Genomic DNA, 19,541 nt, shown 5'->3' with positions numbered 1-19,541 from the left:
AACAAGGCCGGGCCCTTTCCAGCCCGTGACTAGAGCGACGGGTACAGCGGGAACTTCGCGGCGAGCGCGGAGACGCGGGCCCCCAGCGACTCGCTGTCGTACGCAGGCTTCAGCGCGGCCGCGATGATCTCCGCGACCTCGGTGAACTCCTCGGCGCCGAAGCCGCGGGTGGCGAGCGCCGGCGTACCGATGCGCAGACCCGAGGTGACCATCGGCGGACGCGGGTCGTTCGGGATGGCGTTCCGGTTGACCGTGATGCCGATCTCGTGGAGCCGGTCCTCCGCCTGCTGGCCGTCCAGCTCGGAGTTGCGCAGGTCGACCAGGACCAGGTGGACGTCCGTACCGCCGGAGAGGACGGACACGCCGACCTCGGTGACGTCCGGCTGCACCAGGCGCTCGGCGATGATCTTCGCGCCCTCGAGGGTGCGCACCTGGCGCTCCTTGAACTCCTCCGAGGCCGCGACCTTGAAGGAGACCGCCTTGGCGGCGATCACGTGCTCCAGCGGGCCGCCCTGCTGGCCGGGGAAGACCGCCGAGTTGATCTTCTTGGCCAGCTCCTGCGTCGACAGGATGACACCGCCGCGCGGGCCGCCGAGGGTCTTGTGCGTGGTGGTGGTGACGACGTGGGCGTGCGGCACCGGGTTCGGGTGCAGACCCGCGGCGACCAGGCCGGCGAAGTGCGCCATGTCGACCATCAGGTACGCGCCGACCTCGTCCGCGATGCGGCGGAACGCGGCGAAGTCCAGCTGGCGCGGGTAGGCGGACCAGCCCGCGACGATCAGCTGCGGCTTGGACTCCTTGGCGAGGCGCTCGACCTCGGCCATGTCGACCTGGCCGGTCTCGTCGACGTGGTACGGCACCACGTTGTAGAGCTTGCCGGAGAAGTTGATCTTCATGCCGTGGGTCAGGTGACCGCCGTGGGCCAGGTTCAGGCCCATGATCGTGTCGCCCGGCTTCAGCAGCGCGAACATCGCGGCGGCGTTGGCCTGCGCACCCGAGTGCGGCTGGACGTTCGCGGCCTCGGCGCCGAAGAGCGCCTTGATGCGGTCGATCGCGATCTGCTCGACCACGTCGACGTGCTCGCAGCCGCCGTAGTAGCGGCGGCCGGGGTAGCCCTCGGCGTACTTGTTGGTCAGGACCGAGCCCTGGGCCTCCATGACGGCGACCGGAGCGAAGTTCTCCGACGCGATCATTTCCAGGGTCGACTGCTGGCGCACGAGCTCGGCGTCGACGGCGGCGGCGACGTCGGGGTCGAGTTCGTGGAGAGGGGTGTTCAGTACGGACATCAGGATCCCCTGGGTCAGTTACCGGCGGTGAGCTTGGCGTACTCGTCGGCGGAGAGCAGGTCGTCCGGCTCCTCCGCGACGCGCACCTTGAACAGCCAGCCGCCCTCGAACGGGTCCGTGTTCACGAGCGCCGGGTTGTCGACGACGTCCTGGTTGGACTCGACGACCTCGCCGGAGACGGGGGAGTACAGGTCGCTGACCGACTTGGTCGACTCCAGTTCGCCGCAGGTCTCGCCCGCGGTCACCGTGTCGCCCACCTCGGGAAGCTGGGCGTAGACGACGTCACCGAGCGCGTTGGCCGCGAACTCCGTGATGCCGACCGTCGCGACGCCGCCCTCGGCGTCCGACAGCCACTCGTGCTCCTTGCTGTAACGCAGCTGCTGGGGGTTGCTCATGACCTGATTCTCCTGGATGCGGGGGAGTGGATACGAACAGCGGTCTTGGGTACTGAGACGGCCGGTACTGCGCAGACGACGTACGGGGCTACTTCTGCCGCTTGTAGAACGGCAGGGCCACGACCTCGTACGGCTCATGGGTACCGCGAATGTCCACGCCGACGCCGGAGGTGCCGGGCGCGGCGTGCGCCGCGTCGACGTACGCCATCGCGATCGGCTTGCCCAGCGTCGGGGACGGGGCGCCCGAGGTGACCTCGCCGATGACCTGGCCGTCGGCCACGACGGCGAAGCCGGCGCGCGGGACGCGGCGGCCCTCGGCGATCAGGCCGACCAGCTTGCGCGGGGGGTTCGTGGCGGCGCGCTCGGCGGCGCCCTCCAGCGCGGCGCGGCCGACGAAGTCCCCCTCCTTCTCGAACTTCACGACCCGCCCCAGCCCCGCGTCGAACGGGGTCAGCGAGGTGGTCAGCTCGTGCCCGTACAGCGGCATGCCCGCCTCCAGGCGCAGGGTGTCGCGGCAGGACAGGCCGGCCGGGACCAGCCCGGCGCCCTCGCCCGCCTTGGTCAGCGCCTGCCACAGCTCCACGGCGTGCTCGGGGGCGACGAACAGCTCGAAGCCGTCCTCGCCGGTGTAGCCCGTACGGGCGATCAGCGCGGGCACCCCGGCCACCGTGCCGGGCAGCCCGGCGTAGTACTTGAGCCCGTCCAGGTCGGCGTCGGTGAGCGAGGCGAGGATGCCGGGGGACTCCGGGCCCTGGACGGCGATCAGCGCGTACGCGTCGCGGTCGTCGCGGACCTCGGTGTCGAAGCCGGCGGCGCGCTCGGTCAGCGCGTCCAGCACGACCTGGGCGTTGGAGGCATTGGCGACGACCATGAACTCGGTCTCGCCGAGGCGGTAGACGATCAGGTCGTCGAGGATCCCGCCGTCCTCCTGGCAGATGTGCGTGTAGCGGGCGCGGCCGACGCCGACGGTGGAGATGTTGCCGACCAGCGCGTAGTCCAGGGCCTTCACGGCCTCCGGGCCGGTCAGGGTGATCTCGCCCATGTGGGACAGGTCGAAGAGGCCGGCCTTGGTGCGCACGGCGTTGTGCTCGTCGCGCTCGCTGCCGTACCGCAGGGGCATGTCCCAGCCCGCGAAGTCGGTCATGGTCGCACCGAGCGAGCGGTGCAGCGCATCGAGGGCGGTCAGACGGGGGGCAGTGCTCATGGGTGTGGCTCCCGAGTCCCAGGGCATGACATGACGAGGAGGGTCCTCCCCATCTGTCATCGGAACCTGAGAGGTTCGCCGAAAGTGCCCCCGTCGCCGGGAACCGTCGGCTTGCACCTTGGGTGGAGCCGTCCGTGGGACGGCTCGCTTTTCAGATCTGCCTCATCCACGCGGTACGGGGCCTGAGAGATTCAAGGGAGGTTCTTGCTCCTTCGGCGCCCGTGCACGGCCTCGCGGCGTGCCGGGACTCTCCCGCGCGGATTCAAGCGGCCGGTATGCAGTTGGTCCAGATGGCGCACATCATTGCACGCCACCGTGGTGATCGGGCGTGCGGCCCCGAAAGTCCGTACGGCTGCCGGGAAGCCGGAACGGAACCGGTGCTGCCGGATTACCGTCTCTTTACACTCAGTGGGCAAGGGTCCTGGTGACCCGATTCGGGGGAGGCGAACACTGTGCGGAGATTCGGAGCGGGGGCGGCCGCGGGGACCGTGGACGGGGGGCCGGTACCGGTGCAGCGCGGGGCCGGCGGCGGCAGCGGCACGGCGTGCGCGGGCACGGGTACGGGCATCGGCGCCGGTACGGACATCGACGCCGACGCTGGCACCGGCGCCGGCAGCGGGATGACCGTCGGCACCGGCGCGGTGCGGGACCTGCGCGGGCCCGGGGCGCGGGGGGCGCGCCGGCTCGGCTTCGCCGGGGGCGACATCGTGGTGGTGTCCGGCCTGCCGGGCGGGGGCAAGAGCACGTTGATCAAGAGGGCGGCCGCGCAGGGCGGCGCGATCGACTCCCAGGACACGCGCGAGCGCTGGGAGCGGCGGATGCCGGCGGGGCTGCCCTACGCGGTGTACCGGCCGCTGGTGCGCGTCGCGCACTACTGGGGGCTGTGGCGGACCCTGCGCTCCGGAGCCTCGGTGGTCGTCCACGACTGCGGAACCCAGGCCTGGGTGCGGGGCCTGCTCGCGGCGGTCGCCCGCCGCCGGGGCCGGGCGCTGCACCTGCTGCTCCTGGACAGCAGCCCGCAGGAGGCGCTGTCCGGCCAGGCGGCGCGGGGGCGCCGGGTCTCGGCGTACGCCTTCGCCCGCCACCGGGGCGCGGTGGCGCGGCTGCTCCGCGAGGCCGAGGCCGGCCGCCCCCCGGCCGGCTGCGCCTCGGTCACGCTCCTGGACCGCCGCTCGGCAGCCGCGACGACCGGGATCGACTTCCACCCCTGACCTCCGGGGCGGAGCCCCGGCAGCGGACCCGCACCGCTAACCTCGGCACGACATCTGCGGAACCAACGGAGGCAAGGGGCATGCAAGGCAACGGCAACGGCGGCTGGCCCGCGAATGAGCTGGAGCAGGTGCTCGGGGCGGCGCTCGGCCAGCCGGATGCCGGAGGCCGGATCCTCGAGGTGCTCGGGCGCAGCCCCGTCTGGGTGCCCCTGCCCGGCGGCGGCGCCCAGGACTCCGCCGGCCTCGACCTGCCCACCATGGACATCGGCGGGGCGGCGTACGTCCCGGTCTACAGTTCCGAGGCCCAGTTCCGCTTCTGCGTCGGCCCCGGCATGGACTTCGCCGTGGCCCCCGCCGTCGAGTTCGCCCGCGGCCTGCCCCCGCAGCTCGGCATCGCGCTCAACCCCGAGGGCGCCGTCGGCGTGCCGCTGCCCCCGCCCGCCGTGGCGGAGCTGTGCCGCACCGGCCGGACCCCGCTGGACGGGCCGTCCACCGGCGGTCGGGTCCGGCTCTACGAGCCGGACTGGCAGGAGGACCCGGTGGACTTCCTGGCCGCCGCCGCCGAGGAGTTCCGGGCCACCGGCGTGGTCGCCGCCGCGCACCGCTGCCTCGCCAGCGTCGAGGGCGGGGAGCCGGAACTGTTCGTCGGTGTCCGCCTGGTGGGATGGGAGCCCGAGATGCGCAGCGCGCCGATGGAGGCCCTCGGCCGGGCCCTGACCCGGGTCCCGCCGCCCTGGCCCGTGCAGTTGATCCTCCTCGACGCCGTGCAGGACCCGGTCACGGACTGGATTCGTGAGCGCGTACGCCCCTTCTACCTCCCGTAGCGCCGCTTAAGCTGGGGTACGCGTGGACGACGGGCGGACGAAGAGGGGTACCGGGTGAGTGCGTCAGGCACGGCCGCGGCCGGGCAGGTCGAGCACATGCTGCGCCAGGTGACTCCGGGGCGCTATGAGAGCTACGAGTCGCTCCTGCATGCCCTCTGCGAGGGCCGGCTGTGGATGCTGCTCTGGCAGGGGCAGCCGGGTTCCCCCGACGCCCAGTACGGCGGCATGGAGGTCGAGAGCCTGGGCTACGCGCCCTGCGTCACCTCCCCCCAGGAGCTGGCCGCCAGCGGCTGGAACCGGGGCTACGAGGTGGTCACCGGGCGGGACATCGCCCGCGCGCTCTACCCGGACCGCTGGGGCCTGTGGCTCAACCCGCACGCCCAGGGCGGCGGGCTCGGCGTCCCGTGGGCCGACCTGCGCCGGATCGCGACCGGCCTGGACCGGATGCCGGCCGGGCCGCTGCGGCTGTCCGAGCCCTCCCTCGAGCTCCCGCAGTTCTACGGCCTGCTGACCCAGCACGCGCACCGCACCCCGGCCGTCCGGTCGCTGCGCCGCGCCTGGGTGCAGCCCGCGCTCGGGTCTCCGTACCTCGCCGTGGGGCTCGACCTGTACGACGCCTCCGCGCCCGCGCTGGAATCCGTACGGGAGATGATGCGCCAGTCGGTCGGCGTGGTCCCCGAGGGCGTCCCGGTGTGCACGGTCGCGCTGGCGGACGAGCACGACCCCGTCGCGATGTGGCTGCGCGCGCAGACCCGGCCCTTCTACGACCGCGAGGGCCAGGCGCCCGCGTACTGAGCCGCTCCGGCCCCCTCGCCGCCCGCAGATCCAGACATCCGCATAACGAGACGACCATCTCGAAGGCCGCACCGGACCCATCGGTGCGGCCTTCGGCATATCCACCGATAGTGCCCAAGATCCAAGTCCGAAAGGGCAGTTGGGCCGGATGTCCGTTCCGCGTCGAAGGGGCGGTGTTTCACCGCTCAACAGAGCGCGCGGTTCGGATAACGGAAGGTGGCGGTGCAGATCACGGTTGCGCATCACATCCCCGGCAGGTCTGGCGGCCGATTGAGAGGCCGTTGAAGACTCCCCCCACCGAAGGCCGGTCAACCAGACAATCGCCAGCCCTTCACGTGCACTTCAGGCGCATTTCGCGCCACTCGCACCATCAAGCGACGCCGAAAGAAACAAGCCGCCACAGCGGCGGGCATGGGCCGGCCACCGTCGGCCGAGAGGGGTCCCCACCACGATGACGGCACCACTGCACGACACCAGCGCGGCCGAGCCCGCAGCCGTGGACGCCCCCGGAATCCCCCAGAAGGCGATCGAGGGACGTTCGCCCTGGAAGATCGCCTGGCTGCGCCTCAAGCGCGACAAGGTCGCCCTGGCCGGCGGTGTCATCGTGCTCCTGCTGATCCTCGTCGCGATCTTCGCGCCGCTGATCGTCAAGGCCTTCGGCCACCCGCCGGAGGAGCTGCACGAGGACCTGCTGGACCCGCTGCTCGGCCTGCCGGCCGGCGACTGGGGCGGTATCAGCGGCGACTTCCTGCTGGGCGTCGAACCGGTCAACGGCCGCGACGTGTTCAGCCGGATCGTCTACGGCGCCCGGATCTCGCTCCTGGTGGCCTTCCTGTCCGCCTTCGTGGCGGTTTCGCTCGGCACCTTCTTCGGCATCATCGCGGGCTACTTCGGCGGCTGGATCGACGCGGCGATCAGCCGCGTGATGGACCTGCTGCTGGCCTTCCCGCAACTGCTCTTCATCATCGCGCTGATCTCCGTCATCCCCAGCAAGCTCTGGGGCTTCGAGGGGTCGGGCCTGCGGATCGCCGTCCTGGTGCTGGTCATCGGCTTCTTCGGATGGCCCTACATCGGCCGCATCGTGCGCGGGCAGACCCTGTCGCTGCGCGAGCGCGAGTACGTGGAAGCCGCGCGCAGCCTCGGCGCGGGCCGCATGTACATCCTCTTCCGCGAACTGCTCCCCAACCTGGTGGCCCCCATCACCGTCTACTCGACGCTGATGATCCCCACCAACGTGCTGACCGAGGCCGCCCTGAGCTTCCTCGGAGTCGGCGTCAAGCCGCCCACGCCGTCCTGGGGAGAAACCCTCTCCACGGCCGTGCGGACCTACGAGGACGATCCGCTCTTCATGATCTTCCCCGGCGTAGCGATCTTCATCACCGTGCTGGCCTTCAACCTCTTCGGCGACGGCGTCCGTGACGCCCTCGACCCGAAGGGCTCCCGCTAGCCATCGCAGGGCACACCAGGAACCGGCTCCGAGCCGTACGTACACCGTAACTACAACGGAGGGTTGCGAGCATCGTGACTACCCATCGCACGTCGAAGCGCAGGCTTGCCGCTGGCACAGCCGTCGTGCTCGCGGTCATGCTGACCGCGACCGCCTGTGGCGGAGACGACAAGAAGGAAGACAAGGCGGCGTCCGCCGGCGGCTTCAACGCCGGCATCGGCAAGATCGCCAACGCGTCGGACAAGAAGGGCGGCGAGCTCAAGTTCGTCGGTACCCAGGAAGCCGACTCGTGGGACCCGCAGCGCGGTTACTACGGCTTCATGTGGGACTTCTCCCGCTACTACACCCGTCAGCTGGTCAGCTACAAGCCGGCCCCGGGCGAGCAGAGCACCGAGCTCGTCCCCGACCTCGCCACCGCCAAGGCCGAGATCAGCGACGGCGGCAAGACCTACAAGTACACCCTCAAGGACAACGTGACCTGGGAGGACGGCACGCCCGTCACCGCCCAGGACATCAAGTACGGCATCGAGCGCACCTGGGCCCAGGACGTCATCTCCGGCGGCCCGGTCTACCTGATGCAGGTCCTCGACCCGAAGACCGAGTACCCGGGCCCGTACAAGGACACCGCTCCGGACAAGCTCGGCCTCAAGGCGATCGAGACCCCGGACGCCAAGACCATCATCTTCAAGCTCCCGGCGCCCAACGGTGACTTCGAGCAGATGCTGGCCATGCCGGCGGCGAGCCCGGTCAAGCAGGAGAAGGACACCGCGGCCAAGTACGGCCTGAAGCCCTTCTCGAGCGGCCCGTACAAGATCGACTCGTACGAGCCCAACAAGAGCATGAAGCTCTCGCGCAACGAGAACTGGAAGCCCGAGTCGGACAGCATCCGCAAGGCGCTCCCGGACTCCATCTCGGTCACGTTCATGGCGAACGCGGACGACATGGACAAGCGTCTGATGAACGGCGAGTTCGACCTGGACATCAACGCGACCGGCATCGGCCAGGCGGCCCGCGCCACCGCGCTGAAGGACCACAAGGACAACCTGGACAACGGCCAGACCGGCTTCATCCGCTACGCCGTCATGCCGCAGACCGTCGCGCCGTTCGACAACATCGAGTGCCGCAAGGCCGTCATCTACGCGGCCGACAAGAAGTCCCTGCAGACCGCCCGCGGCGGCCCGCAGGCCGGTGGCGACATCGCCCCCAACATGCTCCCGCTGGGCATCAAGGGCTCCGACGGCAAGTACGACCCGTACGAGGTCCTGAAGAACGACGGCAAGCCGAACCTCGAGAAGGCCAAGGAAGCCCTCAAGGCCTGCGGCAAGGAGTCCGGCTTCAAGACCACCATCGCGGTCCGCAACAACAAGCCGGTCGAGGTCGCCACGGCCGTCTCCCTGCAGAACGCCCTGAAGCAGGTCGGCATCGAGGCCGACGTCGACCAGTTCGACGGCGCCCAGACCTCCGGCATCATCGGTTCGCCGAAGGTCGTCAAGGAGAAGGGCTACGGCATCATCATCATGGGCTGGGGCGCCGACTTCCCGACCGGGCAGGGCTTCTCCCAGCCGCTGGTCGACGGCCGCTTCATCCTGCAGAGCGGCAACAACAACTTCTCCGAGCTGAACGACCCGGCGATCAACAAGCTGTTCGACGACGCCATCGCGGAGACCGACCCGAACAAGGCCGGCGAGATCTACAAGGCGATGAACCAGAAGGTCTCCGAGGCCGCGGTCTACCTGCCCTTCGTCTACGACAAGACGATCACCTGGCGCAGCAGCCGCCTGACGAACGCGTACACCTCCGACGCCTACAACGGCCGGTACGACTACGCGTCGCTCGGTGTCATGAAGTAACGGTTCGTCCGTCCGGCAGTAGCCAGGCAGTCCCAGTTCCAGTGTTCCAGTGCCACACCCGCTAGGCACGAAGGGCAGGTGATGGCCGCGGTTTCGGCTTGGGGGCGCTCTCCAGAAGGGGGCGCCCCCGGGCCGCAGCCAGGCCGAGCGCAGTGCTTGCATATCTCATCCGACGGATCTTCGCCGTCATCGTCATGCTGTTGGTCATCTCGCTGGTGACCTTCGGAATCTTCTTCCTCTTCCCGAAGCTGATCGGGACGGATCCGGCGCTGTACTTCGTCGGGAAGCAGTCCGACCCCGCCGCCATCGAGGGCATCCGGCAGAAGATGGGTCTCGACGACCCGATCCTCGTCCAGTTCGGCAAGTTCGTCGTCGGGCTGGTGGCGGGTCGTACGTACGCCAACGGCTCCGACGTCACGCAATGCGCCGCGCCCTGCTTCGGCTACTCCTTCAAGACCGAGCAGGAGGTGTGGCCGCTGCTGCTGGACTGGCTGCCGGTCACCCTGTCGCTCGCCGCCGGCGCCGTCGTGCTCTGGGTCATCGGCGGTGTCGCCACCGGCGTCGTCTCCGCCCTCAAGCGCGGTACGGTCCTCGACCGTTCGGCCATGGGCGTCGCCCTCGCCGGCGTCTCCCTCCCCATCTACTTCACGGGCATGCTCTTCATCGCCTTCTTCTCCGACCAGCTCGGCTGGTTCGGACGTCCCGAGGCGACGTTCGCGGACGACCCGGGCAAGTGGTTCAACGGCATGATCCTGCCGTGGGTCTCGCTCGCCTTCCTCTACGCGGCGATGTACGCGCGGCTCACCCGCGCGACCATGCTCGAAGTCCTCAACGAGGACTACATCCGCACCGCCCGCGCCAAGGGCCTGACGGAGCCCGTCGTCATCGGCAAGCACGCCATGCGCTCCACGATGACACCGATCCTGACCGTCCTCGGCCTGGACCTCGGCGCCCTGATGGGCGGCGCGGTGCTGACCGAGTCCACCTTCTCGCTGCACGGCCTCGGCTACAGCGCGGTCCGCGCCATCAGCGACCACGACCTGCCGGTCATCCTGGGCATCACCCTGATCTCCGCGTTCTTCGTCGTCGCCGCGAACCTCATCGTTGACCTGCTGTACGCGGTGATCGACCCCCGAGTGAGGCTGTCATGACCGATCTCACCAAGACCGGAGCTCTCAACGAGCCCGTCGACGGCACGCGGCCCTCCACCGCCTTCCTCGAGGTCCGCGACCTCAAGGTGCACTTCCCGACCGAGGACGGACTGGTCAAGTCGGTCGACGGACTCTCCTTCACCCTGGAGAAGGGCAAGACCCTCGGCATCGTGGGCGAGTCCGGCTCCGGCAAGTCGGTCACCTCGCTCGGCATCATGGGCCTGCACCGCGTGGGCCAGTACGGCCGCCAGCGGGCGCAGATCTCCGGCGAGATCTGGCTCAATGGCAAGGAGCTGCTCTCCGCCGACGAGGACGAGGTGCGCAGGCTGCGCGGCCGGGAGATCGCGATGATCTTCCAGGACCCGCTGTCCGCGATGCACCCGTACTTCACCATCGGCAAGCAGATCGCCGAGGCCTACCGGGTCCACCACAAGGTCGACAAGAAGGTCGCGCGCACGCGGGCCGTCGAGCTGCTGGACCGCGTGGGCATCCCCGAGCCGCACAAGCGGGTCGACAGCTACCCGCACGAGTTCTCCGGCGGCATGCGCCAGCGCGCCATGATCGCGATGGCGCTGGTGAACAACCCCGAGCTGCTCATCGCGGACGAGCCGACGACCGCCCTGGACGTCACCGTCCAGGCGCAGATCCTCGACCTCATCCGGGACCTCCAGCAGGAGTTCGGTTCGGCGGTCATCATGATCACGCACGACCTGGGCGTGGTCGCTGAGATGGCCGACGAACTCCTCGTGATGTACGGCGGCCGGTGCGTCGAGCGGGGCACGGCGGAGAAGGTCTTCTACGAGCCCCGGCACCCGTACACCTGGGGCCTGCTGGGCTCGATGCCGCGCATCGACCGGGAGCAGACCGAGCGCCTGATCCCCGTCAAGGGATCGCCGCCCAGCCTGATCAACATCCCGAGCGGCTGTGCCTTCAACCCGCGCTGCCCGTACGCCGACGTACCCAAGGGCAACGTGACCCGCACGGTGCGGCCGGAGCTGGTCGAGGAAGACGGCACCCGCCACTGGTCCGCCTGCCACATGTCGCAGGAGGAGCGGACCCGGATCTGGACCGAAGAGATTGCGCCGAAGCTGTGACCGACATCAAGAAGACGGATCCGGCCGCCCTTCCCGAGCAGGCCACGGACTCCCCCGACGCTTCCGCGCCCGCGCCTGCTCCTGCTGCCGAGGTGCTGCTCAAGGTCACCGGTCTGACCAAGCACTTCCCCATCACCAAGGGGCTGCTGCGGCGCCAGGCGGGCGCGGTCAAGGCCGTCGACGGCATCGACTTCGACGTCCGGCGCGGTGAGACCCTCGGCGTCGTCGGCGAGTCCGGCTGCGGCAAGTCGACCATGGGCCGGCTGATCACGCGGCTGCTCGAACCGACGGGCGGCACCGTCGAGTTCGAGGGCAGGGACATCACGCACCTCGGCGTCGCCGGGATGCGGCCGATGCGACGCGACATCCAGATGATCTTCCAGGACCCGTACGGCTCGCTGAACCCCCGCCACACGGTGGGCACCATCGTCAGCGCGCCCTTCAAGCTGCAGGGCGTGGAGCCGGAGGGCGGCCTCAAGGCGGAGGTGCAGCGGCTGCTGTCCCTCGTCGGCCTCAACCCCGAGCACTACAACCGCTACCCGCACGAGTTCTCGGGCGGCCAGCGCCAGCGCATCGGCATCGCGCGGGCCCTGGCGCTGAAGCCGAAGCTGGTCGTGGCCGACGAGCCCGTCTCGGCGCTCGACGTCTCCATCCAGGCGCAGGTGGTCAACCTGCTGGACGACCTCCAGCAGGAGCTCGGCCTCACGTACGTGATCATCGCGCACGACCTCTCGGTCATCCGGCACGTGTCGGACCGCATCGCGGTGATGTACCTCGGCAAGATCGTCGAGCTGGCGGACAACAAGTCGCTGTACGAGGCGCCGATGCACCCCTACACGACGGCGCTGATGTCGGCGGTGCCGGTGCCGGACCCGAGGCGGCGCGGCGCCAAGAGCGGCCGCATCCTGCTCAAGGGCGACGTGCCGTCGCCGATCTCGCCGCCGACCGGCTGCCGCTTCCACACGCGGTGCTGGAAGGCGACGCAGATCTGCACGACGCAGGAACCGCCGCTGCTGGCCCTGAAGACCGGCCACCAGGTGGCCTGCCACCACCCGGAGAACGCCCCCGACCAGGCGCCGGGCGACCAGCCCCTGCCGGGCGCGGCGGACGCGGTGGTCACGGTTTCGGAGTAGCGGCCGAAACCGCGGGCGGGGCTGGACCTCTCCAGCCCCGCCGGCACATCCAGCCCCGCGGCACACCCAGCCCCGCCGGCGTTTGAGGCGCGGGGTCCGGGGCGGAGCCCCGGATCTTGAACCTGTACCGTCCGCACACCGGCACCAAGCAGCAGGCCGGTCCTCCGTACCCCAGGCCCCGCCACGCACCCCCGCCCCGGCCCGGCGGCCCGAGCCCCGGCAGGGCGGGCCCCCGCCACAGGCGACAATGGCCCGGTGCTCCACGATCTCTTCCCACCGGGGATTCAGCATGCCCTGGACCTCGCCGGCATCTTCGTCTTCGCCACCGCCGGCGCCCTGCTCGCCGTCCGCAAGAACTTCGACGTCTTTGGCATCGCCGTCCTCGCCCTGGTCACCGCCCTCGGCGGCGGCCTCTTCCGCGACCTCGTGATCGGCGCGGTCCCCCCGGCCGCCTTCGGCGAGCTCAGCTTCTTCCTCACTCCGCTGATCGCCGCCGCGATCGTCTTCTTCCTGCACCCCGAGGTCCAGCGCATCAACCGCGCCATCAACGTCTTCGACGCGGCCGGCCTCGGGCTGTTCTGCGTGACGGGCACGACCAAGGCCTACGAGTACGGCCTCGGCCTCACCGCGTCGGCCGCTCTCGGACTGGCCACCGCCGTCGGCGGCGGCGTGCTGCGCGACGTCCTCGTCAACGAAGTGCCCTCGCTGCTGCGCGACCGCGAGATGTACGCCGTGCCCGCCGTCGTCGGCGCCTCGATGGTCGCCGTCTTCATCGGCTTCGACGTCCTCAACGCGGTGACCACCGGTCTCGCCATCGTCACCACGTTCGTACTGCGGCTGCTCGCCATGCGCTACCACTGGCGCGCGCCCTTGGCCTGGAACCGCCGTTCGTCGGTGTCCGAAGAGCCGTAACAAAAGAAAGCTACCGCTTAGTAGCAACCGGGTGTACCGTCGGTTTCATGTCACACGCAGCTGCCCAGGCAACCATCGGCGACAGCGAGTTCGACCGCGACACCACCGTTACCGCGCGCGCGGACGAGCCCGGGGTGTACGACGCTGAGCTCTCCGCCGGCTGGACGATCATCACCGCCGTCAACGGCGGATACCTGCTGGCCCTGGTGGGCCGGGCCCTGTCCGCGGCCCTGCCGCACCCGGACCCCTTCACCGTCTCCGCGCACTACCTGACCTCCTCCGTGCCCGGCCCCGCCGTGATCCGCACCCAGGTCGTACGGGTCGGCCGGACCCTCTCCACCGGACAGGCCTCGCTGTTCCAGTTCGACGAGAGCGGCGCCGAGGTCGAGCGCATCCGCGTCCTCGCCTCCTACGGCGACCTCTCGGCCCTGCCCGACGACGTCCGCACGACGGCGACGCCCCCCGTCATGCCCTCCTACGAGGACTGCATCGGCCCCGAGGCCGGTCCGGCGCCGATCCCCGGCAGCTCCGCGATCGTCGACCGGCTGCGCCTGCGGCTCGACCCGGCAACCGCTGGCTGGGCCCTCGGAGCGCCCTCGGGCAAGGGCGAGATGCGGGCCTGGTTCGAGCTGGCCGACGGCCGCGACGCCGACCCGCTGTCCATGCTCCTGGCGGTCGACGCGCTGCCCCCGACCTCCTTCGACCTCGGCCTGATGGGCTGGACCCCGACCGTGGAGCTCACCACCCACGTCCGGCGCCGCCCGGCCCCCGGCCCGCTGCGGATCTCCATCACCACCCGCAACCTGGCCGGCGGCTTCCTCGAGGAGGACGCGGAGGTCTGGGACTCGGCCGGGCACCTGGTCGCCCAGTCCCGCCAGCTCGCCCGCGCTCCGCGGCCCGTTTCCTGACGCGGACCGCGTCAGGCGACGGCCGGGCGGGGCCACCCGCGCGGCCGTGAGCCGGGGAAGGGGCGGGCCCGCCTGGGCCCGGCCCCAACCCCGTGCCGGGCGGTGAGGTCGGACCGCACCGGTGAGGACTCGTAGAATCGGGGGATCATGGCCTACCTCGACCACGCCGCCACCACCCCGATGCTGCCGGAGGCCGCCGCGGCGATGACCGCGCAGTTCGCCGCCACGGGGAACGCGTCCTCCCTGCACGCCGCCGGCCGCCGGGCGCGGCGCACCGTCGAGGAGGCCCGCGAGGCCCTCGCCGACGCCATCGGCGCCCGCCCCAGCGAGGTGGTCTTCACCGCCGGCGGCACGGAGGCCGACAACCTCGCCGTCAAGGGCCTGTACTGGGCCCGCCGGGACGCCGACCCGGCCAGGAACCGGATCCTGGCCAGCCCCGTGGAGCACCACGCCGTGCTCGACGCCGTCCACTGGCTCGCCGACCACGAGGGCGCCCAGGTCGAGTACCTGCCGGTGGACCGCTACGGGCGGGTGCACGCGGACGCCTTCCGGGAGGCGGTCGAGCGCAACCCCGACGACGTGGCCCTGGCCACCGTCATGTGGGCGAACAACGAGATCGGCACCGTGATGCCGGTGCGCGAACTGGCGGCGATCGCCCGCGAACACGGCATCCCCCTGCACTCCGACGCCGTCCAGGCCTTCGGACAGCTCGACGTCTCCTTCGCCGACAGCGGCCTCGCCGCCATGACCATCAGCGGTCACAAGATCGGCGGCCCCTACGGCATCGGCGCCCTGCTGCTGGGCCGCGACCAGAGCCCCGTCCCCGTACTGCACGGCGGCGGCCAGGAGCGCCACGTCCGCTCCGGCACCCTCGACGTGCCGGCCGTCGCCTCCTTCGCGGTCGCCGCCGTCCTCGCCGCCGAGCGGCGCGAACGCTTCGCCACCGAGATCGGGGACCTGCGCGACGAGCTGGTCGCCGCCGTGCGCGCGGCCGTCCCGGACGCCGTCCTCGGCGGGGACCCCGACGACCGGCTCCCGGCCAACGCCCACTTCAGCTTCCCCGGCTGCGAGGGCGACTCCCTCCTGCTGCTGCTCGACGCCCAGGGCATCGAGTGCTCCACGGGCTCGGCCTGCACCGCCGGCGTGGCGCAGCCGAGCCACGTCCTGCTGGCCGCCGGCACCGATCCGCAGCTGGCCCGCGGCACCCTGCGCTTCTCGCTGGGCCACACCTCCACCAAGGACGACGTCGCCGCCCTGGCCGCGGCGATCGGCCCCGCCGTGGAACGCGCCCGCACGGCAGGCCTCAGCTAGACCGACAGGGCTTCGCCGACCATGCGGAGGTACCGGTCCCAGTCCCAGTGGCGGCCCGGGTCCGTGTGGTCGGCGCCCGGGACCTCCGAGTGGCCGACGATGTGCTTGCGGTCCGCCGGTATGCCGTACCTCCGGCAGACATCGGCCGCCAGCCGGGCCGAAGCCGCGTACATCGCGTCCGTGAAGTCCTGCGGCCGGTCGACGAAGCCGACGTGCTCGATCCCGACGCTGCGCTCGTTCATCGAGCGGCTCCCGGAGTGGAACGCGACGTCCAGCTCGCGCACCATCTGCTCTATGTGGCCGTCACCGCGCACGATGTAGTGGGCGGACGCCTTGTGCCAGGGGTTCTTGAAGGCGTCCACGGAGGACGCGAAGCCACCCTGTGTGACATGGACGACGATCCGGTCGACCCGGTAGTCGTCCGGCCGGTCCGCCAGCCGCCAGTTCGCCGGCGAGGCCGCCGTCCAGCTCGCGCCGGCGTGGTCCAGCTCGCCCTCCTTGCGCGGCTTGCTCACCCCCGGCACCAGCCACCAGGCCCGCCCGATCTCCTCCCGCCCGGCGATCGCCGCGACCGTGAGGACCCCGAGCCCGCCGAAGAGCACCGCCCTGCGGGTCCTGCCCGGTGCCTTCGGCCCCTTCTTCCCCTGTTCCACCATGTGATCCACCCCCCCACAGCCGATAACGCGCCCTGACCCCGCACGGTTCCCCGTACCCTGGACGGTGCTATGACTGAGAACCTGCCGCGCACCGCCCGCCCCCTTCGCGTCCTGGCCGCCATGTCCGGCGGCGTGGACTCCGCCGTCGCCGCCGCCCGCGCGGTCGAAGCCGGGCACGACGTGACCGGCGTCCACCTCGCGCTCTCCGCGAACCCGCAGTCCTTCCGGACCGGCGCCCGCGGCTGCTGCACCATCGAGGACTCCCGCGACGCCCGCCGCGCCGCGGACGTCATCGGCATCCCCTTCTACGTCTGGGACCTCGCCGAGCGCTTCCGCGAGGACGTGGTCGAGGACTTCATCTCCGAGTACGAGGCCGGGCGCACCCCGAACCCCTGCCTGCGCTGCAACGAGAAGATCAAGTTCGCGGCGCTGCTCGACAAGGCCCTCGCCCTCGGCTTCGACGCCGTCTGCACCGGCCACTACGCCACCGTCGTCGAGAACGAGGACGGCTCCCGCGAGCTGCACCGCGCCTCCGACATGGCCAAGGACCAGTCGTACGTCCTCGGCGTCCTCGACGAGAAGCAGCTCGCCCACGCCCTCTTCCCGCTCGGTGACACCCTCACCACCAAGGACGAGATCCGCGCCGAGGCCGAGCGCCGCGGCCTGGCCGTGGCCAAGAAGCCCGACAGCCACGACATCTGCTTCATCGCCGACGGCGACACCCAGGGCTTCCTCGCGAACCGCCTCGGCAAGGCCGAGGGCGACATCGTCGACGAGTCCGGGGAGAAGGTCGGCACCCACGAGGGCGCCTTCGGCTTCACCATCGGCCAGCGCAAGGGCCTGCGCATCGGCCACCCCGCCGCCGACGGCAAGCCGCGCTACGTCCTCGACATCTCGCCGGTGAACAACACCGTCACCGTCGGCCCGGTCGAGGCCCTCGACGTCACCGCCCTCACCGCGATCCGCCCCCGCTGGTGCGGCTCCACGGCCGCCGCCCCGGGCACCTACACCGCCCAGCTGCGCGCCCACGGCGGCGAGACCGAGGTCTTCGCCGAGCTCGTGGACGGCGAGCTGCGCGTCTCCTTCACGGAGCCGGTCCGCGGCGTGGCCCCCGGCCAGGCGATCGTGCTCTACGACGGCACCCGGGTGGTCGGCTCCGCCACCATCGCCACGACCACCCGGGCCACGGCCGCGCTCTGAGCCGGATCCGCAGGAGGGGCCCGGACCCTAGGCCGTCCGGCCGACCGTCAGGACGATCTTGCCGGTGGTGCGGCCCCGCTCGCCGATCTCGTGGGCCTGCGCGGCCTGCTCCAGCGGCAGCACGGTGTCGACCAGCGGCTTCAGCAGGCCCTGCTCGACCAGGGCCGCGATCTCCTGCAGGCCCTTCAGGTCCGGCTCCACGAGCACCCAGGAGGCCCGTACGCCCCGGGTGTCGGCCGGGATGCCGTCGGGACCGGGCAGGGTCACCAGGTGGCCGCCCGGCTTGAGCACGCCCAGCGAGCGCTGCCCGTAGTCCCCGCCGAAGGCGTCGATCACGACGTCCATGTCGGCGACGACCTCCTCGAAGTCCGTGGTCCGGTAGTCGACCACCTCGTCGGCGCCCAGCTCGCGCAGCAGATCGTGCTTGGCGGCGCTCGCGGTGCCGATCACATAGGCGCCCCGGGCCTTGGCGATCTGGACGGCCAGGTGCCCGACCCCGCCGGCCGCGGCGTGCACCAGGACGCGCTGCCCGGCCGAGACCCCGGCGGTGTCCACCAGCGCCTGCCAGGCGGTCAGCGCCGCCAGCGGCAGCGCGGCCGCCTGCACGTGGTCCAGCGAGGCGGGCTTGGGGGCGAAGTGCCGGGCCGGGGCCGCGACGTACTCGGCGTAGCCGCCCGCCTGGCGCGGGAAGTGCGGCATGCCGTACACCTCGTCGCCCGGGGCGTAGAGGGTCACGCCGGGGCCGACCGCCTCGACGGTGCCGGCGACGTCCCAGCCGACGATCGGGACCTCGCCCCACGCGATCAGGGCCCCGCTGGCCCGGGTCTTCCAGTCGACCGGGTTGACGCCCGCCGCGTGGACCCGGACGAGAACCTCGCCCAGACCCGGCTCGGGCCGCTCGATCTCCCGCTCGACCAGGTTCTCCGGGCCGCCCCACTCGTTGACGACGATCGCGCGCATCTCAGTCCGCCTCATTTCCATCCATTGACGTCAGGTGCCGGGCCGTTCCCCCGGCGACGTGTTCCAGATTCGGGCACCGCGCACCCCCGTGGTATTGGCCGTTTGGCCACTATGTGACAGGATCTGGCCATGGATGGAAACCAGGAGCACACCCGGGGAGCGGCCCCCCGCGGGAACGGCGCGGACGGCCGGCACCTGGTGGCGGTGCTGGCCCTGCCCGGATTCCCCCCGTTCGAGCTGGGCATCCCCTCCCGCGTCTTCGGCAGCGCCGTGGACGAGGACGGCGAGGAGCTCTACGAGGTGGTCGTCTGCACCGCCGACGGCGCCCCCGTGCCCAGCGACTCCGGCTTCACCCTCCAGCCCGCCGCCGGACCCGAGGCCCTCGCCGCCGCCGACACCGTGATCGTCCCGCCCACGCACGCCATGCCCGAGCTGGCCGACGGCGGACCGCTGCCGCCCGCCGTCGCCGAGGCCATCGCCGGCATCCGCCCCGGCACCCGGCTCGTGTCGATCTGCTCCGGCTCCTACGTCCTCGCCGCCGCCGGGCTGCTCGACGACCGCCCCGCGACCACGCACTGGAACCTCGCCGACGAGTTCCGCCGCGCCTACCCCCGCGTCCGCATCGACGAGGACGTCCTCTTCGTCGACGACGGTGACGTCCTGACCTCCGCCGGGGTCTCCGCCGGCGTGGACCTGTGCCTGCACCTGATCCGGCGCGACCACGGGGCCGCCGTCACCAACCGCGCGGCCCGCATGTGCGTCGTTCCGCCCTGGCGCGACGGCGGACAGGCCCAGTTCATCGACCGCCCGGTCCCCGAGCCCACCGTCGCCACCACCACCGCCACCCGCGCCTGGGCCCTGGAACGCCTCGCCGAACCGGTCAGCCTCGCCGAACTCGCCGCCCACGCCCGGATGAGCCTGCGCACCTTCACCCGGCGCTTCCGCGACGAGGTCGGCATGACCCCGGTCCAATGGCTCACCACCCAACGCCTCGAGATCGCCCGCCACTTGCTGGAGTCCACCGACCTGCCCGTCGACCTGGTCGCCCACCGGGCCGGCTTCGGATCCGCCAATTCCCTGCGCCAGCACATGCGCAGCTCCCTCGGCGTCTCCCCGATCGCCTACCGGCGCACCTTCCAGCCCGCCCCGGCATGACCTCCCGGCCGCGGGCCTCTGGCCACGGGTCACCGGCCGGGGGTGCGAG

Annotated in this window: 18 protein-coding genes and 1 riboswitch; of the genes, 13 read left to right on the top strand and 5 right to left on the bottom strand. The window is 71.3% G+C overall.

Features of this window, described 5'->3' with window-relative positions; all coding sequences use genetic code 11:
* Positions 1 to 29 precede the first annotated feature (29 nt).
* The 3 genes from glyA to gcvT all read right to left on the bottom strand — a co-directional run bounded on the left by glyA (position 30) and on the right by gcvT (position 2,885).
* Positions 30 to 1,286, bottom strand: coding sequence for a serine hydroxymethyltransferase (gene glyA / locus AB0D44_RS04330; protein WP_362584125.1), 1,257 nt, complete (start codon positions 1,284 to 1,286; stop codon positions 30 to 32).
* A 14-nt stretch (positions 1,287 to 1,300) separates the two neighbouring features.
* On the bottom strand, positions 1,301 to 1,681 hold the full coding sequence (gcvH, locus tag AB0D44_RS04325) for a glycine cleavage system protein GcvH (protein WP_362584123.1): 381 nt from the start codon (positions 1,679 to 1,681) through the stop codon (positions 1,301 to 1,303).
* 88 nt (positions 1,682 to 1,769) lie between these two features.
* Positions 1,770 to 2,885 carry a glycine cleavage system aminomethyltransferase GcvT gene (gene gcvT / locus AB0D44_RS04320; RefSeq protein WP_362584120.1) on the bottom strand — a complete coding sequence of 372 codons (1,116 nt, stop codon included), beginning with the start codon at positions 2,883 to 2,885 and terminating at the stop codon, positions 1,770 to 1,772.
* A gap of 161 nt (positions 2,886 to 3,046) precedes the next feature.
* Positions 3,047 to 3,150, bottom strand: a riboswitch (glycine riboswitch).
* 355 nt (positions 3,151 to 3,505) lie between these two features.
* Here gcvT and AB0D44_RS04315 point away from each other — a divergent pair.
* The 11 genes from AB0D44_RS04315 (at position 3,506) to AB0D44_RS04265 (ending at position 15,521) form a co-directional block, all read left to right on the top strand.
* Positions 3,506 to 4,096 carry an AAA family ATPase gene (locus tag AB0D44_RS04315; RefSeq protein ID WP_362584448.1) on the top strand — a complete coding sequence of 197 codons (591 nt, stop codon included), beginning with the start codon at positions 3,506 to 3,508 and terminating at the stop codon, positions 4,094 to 4,096.
* A gap of 80 nt (positions 4,097 to 4,176) precedes the next feature.
* The gene (locus AB0D44_RS04310; protein ID WP_362584119.1) at positions 4,177 to 4,920 is read left to right on the top strand and encodes an enhanced serine sensitivity protein SseB; all 744 of its coding nucleotides are present in this window, start codon (positions 4,177 to 4,179) and stop codon (positions 4,918 to 4,920) included.
* 54 nt (positions 4,921 to 4,974) lie between these two features.
* Complete coding sequence (locus AB0D44_RS04305) at positions 4,975 to 5,715, top strand: enhanced serine sensitivity protein SseB C-terminal domain-containing protein (RefSeq protein WP_362584116.1); 741 nt, start codon at positions 4,975 to 4,977, stop codon at positions 5,713 to 5,715.
* 451 nt (positions 5,716 to 6,166) lie between these two features.
* Positions 6,167 to 7,162, top strand: a complete 996-nt coding sequence (locus tag AB0D44_RS04300) for an ABC transporter permease (RefSeq protein ID WP_362584113.1) — start codon at positions 6,167 to 6,169, stop codon at positions 7,160 to 7,162.
* A gap of 74 nt (positions 7,163 to 7,236) precedes the next feature.
* The gene (locus tag AB0D44_RS04295) at positions 7,237 to 9,012 is read left to right on the top strand and encodes an ABC transporter substrate-binding protein (protein ID WP_362584110.1); all 1,776 of its coding nucleotides are present in this window, start codon (positions 7,237 to 7,239) and stop codon (positions 9,010 to 9,012) included.
* 152 nt (positions 9,013 to 9,164) lie between these two features.
* Positions 9,165 to 10,163 carry an ABC transporter permease gene (locus AB0D44_RS04290; protein ID WP_362584107.1) on the top strand — a complete coding sequence of 333 codons (999 nt, stop codon included), beginning with the start codon at positions 9,165 to 9,167 and terminating at the stop codon, positions 10,161 to 10,163.
* The gene (locus tag AB0D44_RS04285; protein WP_362584104.1) at positions 10,160 to 11,257 is read left to right on the top strand and encodes an ABC transporter ATP-binding protein; all 1,098 of its coding nucleotides are present in this window, start codon (positions 10,160 to 10,162) and stop codon (positions 11,255 to 11,257) included. The genes AB0D44_RS04290 and AB0D44_RS04285 overlap by 4 nt, the downstream gene beginning before the upstream one ends.
* A gap of 92 nt (positions 11,258 to 11,349) precedes the next feature.
* A complete protein-coding gene (locus AB0D44_RS04280) occupies positions 11,350 to 12,390 on the top strand; it encodes a dipeptide ABC transporter ATP-binding protein (protein ID WP_362584445.1) in 1,041 nt (346 codons plus the stop codon).
* Between the two features lie 255 nt (positions 12,391 to 12,645).
* The gene (locus tag AB0D44_RS04275; RefSeq protein ID WP_362584102.1) at positions 12,646 to 13,302 is read left to right on the top strand and encodes a trimeric intracellular cation channel family protein; all 657 of its coding nucleotides are present in this window, start codon (positions 12,646 to 12,648) and stop codon (positions 13,300 to 13,302) included.
* Between the two features lie 47 nt (positions 13,303 to 13,349).
* Positions 13,350 to 14,210, top strand: coding sequence for a thioesterase family protein (locus AB0D44_RS04270; RefSeq protein ID WP_362584099.1), 861 nt, complete (start codon positions 13,350 to 13,352; stop codon positions 14,208 to 14,210).
* A gap of 147 nt (positions 14,211 to 14,357) precedes the next feature.
* Positions 14,358 to 15,521: a cysteine desulfurase family protein gene (locus tag AB0D44_RS04265; protein ID WP_362584096.1), complete on the top strand. Its 1,164-nt coding sequence runs from the start codon at positions 14,358 to 14,360 to the stop codon at positions 15,519 to 15,521.
* On the opposite strand, the gene AB0D44_RS04260 is transcribed toward AB0D44_RS04265, so the two are convergent.
* Positions 15,518 to 16,177, bottom strand: coding sequence for an N-acetylmuramoyl-L-alanine amidase (locus tag AB0D44_RS04260; RefSeq protein ID WP_362584093.1), 660 nt, complete (start codon positions 16,175 to 16,177; stop codon positions 15,518 to 15,520). The genes AB0D44_RS04265 and AB0D44_RS04260 overlap by 4 nt on opposite strands.
* Before the next feature lie 69 nt (positions 16,178 to 16,246).
* Between AB0D44_RS04260 and mnmA the strand changes: the two genes are divergently transcribed.
* Positions 16,247 to 17,377 carry a tRNA 2-thiouridine(34) synthase MnmA gene (mnmA, locus tag AB0D44_RS04255; RefSeq protein ID WP_362584090.1) on the top strand — a complete coding sequence of 377 codons (1,131 nt, stop codon included), beginning with the start codon at positions 16,247 to 16,249 and terminating at the stop codon, positions 17,375 to 17,377.
* 27 nt (positions 17,378 to 17,404) lie between these two features.
* Here mnmA and AB0D44_RS04250 read toward each other — a convergent pair whose 3' ends face one another.
* Positions 17,405 to 18,337: an NADP-dependent oxidoreductase gene (locus AB0D44_RS04250; protein ID WP_362584442.1), complete on the bottom strand. Its 933-nt coding sequence runs from the start codon at positions 18,335 to 18,337 to the stop codon at positions 17,405 to 17,407.
* A 129-nt stretch (positions 18,338 to 18,466) separates the two neighbouring features.
* Here AB0D44_RS04250 and AB0D44_RS04245 point away from each other — a divergent pair, with 129 nt between their 5' ends.
* Entirely contained in the window at positions 18,467 to 19,492 is a 1,026-nt protein-coding gene (locus AB0D44_RS04245) for a helix-turn-helix domain-containing protein (protein ID WP_362584087.1), read from the top strand.
* The last annotated feature ends 49 nt before the right edge of the window (positions 19,493 to 19,541 follow it).

The organism is Streptomyces sp. NPDC048349 (assembly GCF_040651925.1).
Classification (GTDB): domain Bacteria; phylum Actinomycetota; class Actinomycetes; order Streptomycetales; family Streptomycetaceae; genus Streptomyces.
Note: the sequence above shows the minus strand (reverse complement) of the source record. Positions and strands in the feature narration are given on the sequence as shown.

Coding starts and splice junctions, on each gene's coding strand:
- AB0D44_RS04315 (WP_362584448.1), top strand. CDS start 3,506: ATGACCGTCGGCACCGGCGCGGTGCGGGACCTGCGCGGGCCCGGGGCG.
- AB0D44_RS04260 (WP_362584093.1), bottom strand. CDS start 16,177: ATGGTGGAACAGGGGAAGAAGGGGCCGAAGGCACCGGGCAGGACCCGC.
- glyA (WP_362584125.1), bottom strand. CDS start 1,286: ATGTCCGTACTGAACACCCCTCTCCACGAACTCGACCCCGACGTCGCC.
- AB0D44_RS04250 (WP_362584442.1), bottom strand. CDS start 18,337: ATGCGCGCGATCGTCGTCAACGAGTGGGGCGGCCCGGAGAACCTGGTC.
- AB0D44_RS04270 (WP_362584099.1), top strand. CDS start 13,350: ATGTCACACGCAGCTGCCCAGGCAACCATCGGCGACAGCGAGTTCGAC.
- gcvT (WP_362584120.1), bottom strand. CDS start 2,885: ATGAGCACTGCCCCCCGTCTGACCGCCCTCGATGCGCTGCACCGCTCG.
- AB0D44_RS04310 (WP_362584119.1), top strand. CDS start 4,177: ATGCAAGGCAACGGCAACGGCGGCTGGCCCGCGAATGAGCTGGAGCAG.
- AB0D44_RS04265 (WP_362584096.1), top strand. CDS start 14,358: ATGGCCTACCTCGACCACGCCGCCACCACCCCGATGCTGCCGGAGGCC.
- AB0D44_RS04300 (WP_362584113.1), top strand. CDS start 6,167: ATGACGGCACCACTGCACGACACCAGCGCGGCCGAGCCCGCAGCCGTG.
- AB0D44_RS04245 (WP_362584087.1), top strand. CDS start 18,467: ATGGATGGAAACCAGGAGCACACCCGGGGAGCGGCCCCCCGCGGGAAC.
- gcvH (WP_362584123.1), bottom strand. CDS start 1,681: ATGAGCAACCCCCAGCAGCTGCGTTACAGCAAGGAGCACGAGTGGCTG.
- AB0D44_RS04285 (WP_362584104.1), top strand. CDS start 10,160: ATGACCGATCTCACCAAGACCGGAGCTCTCAACGAGCCCGTCGACGGC.
- mnmA (WP_362584090.1), top strand. CDS start 16,247: ATGACTGAGAACCTGCCGCGCACCGCCCGCCCCCTTCGCGTCCTGGCC.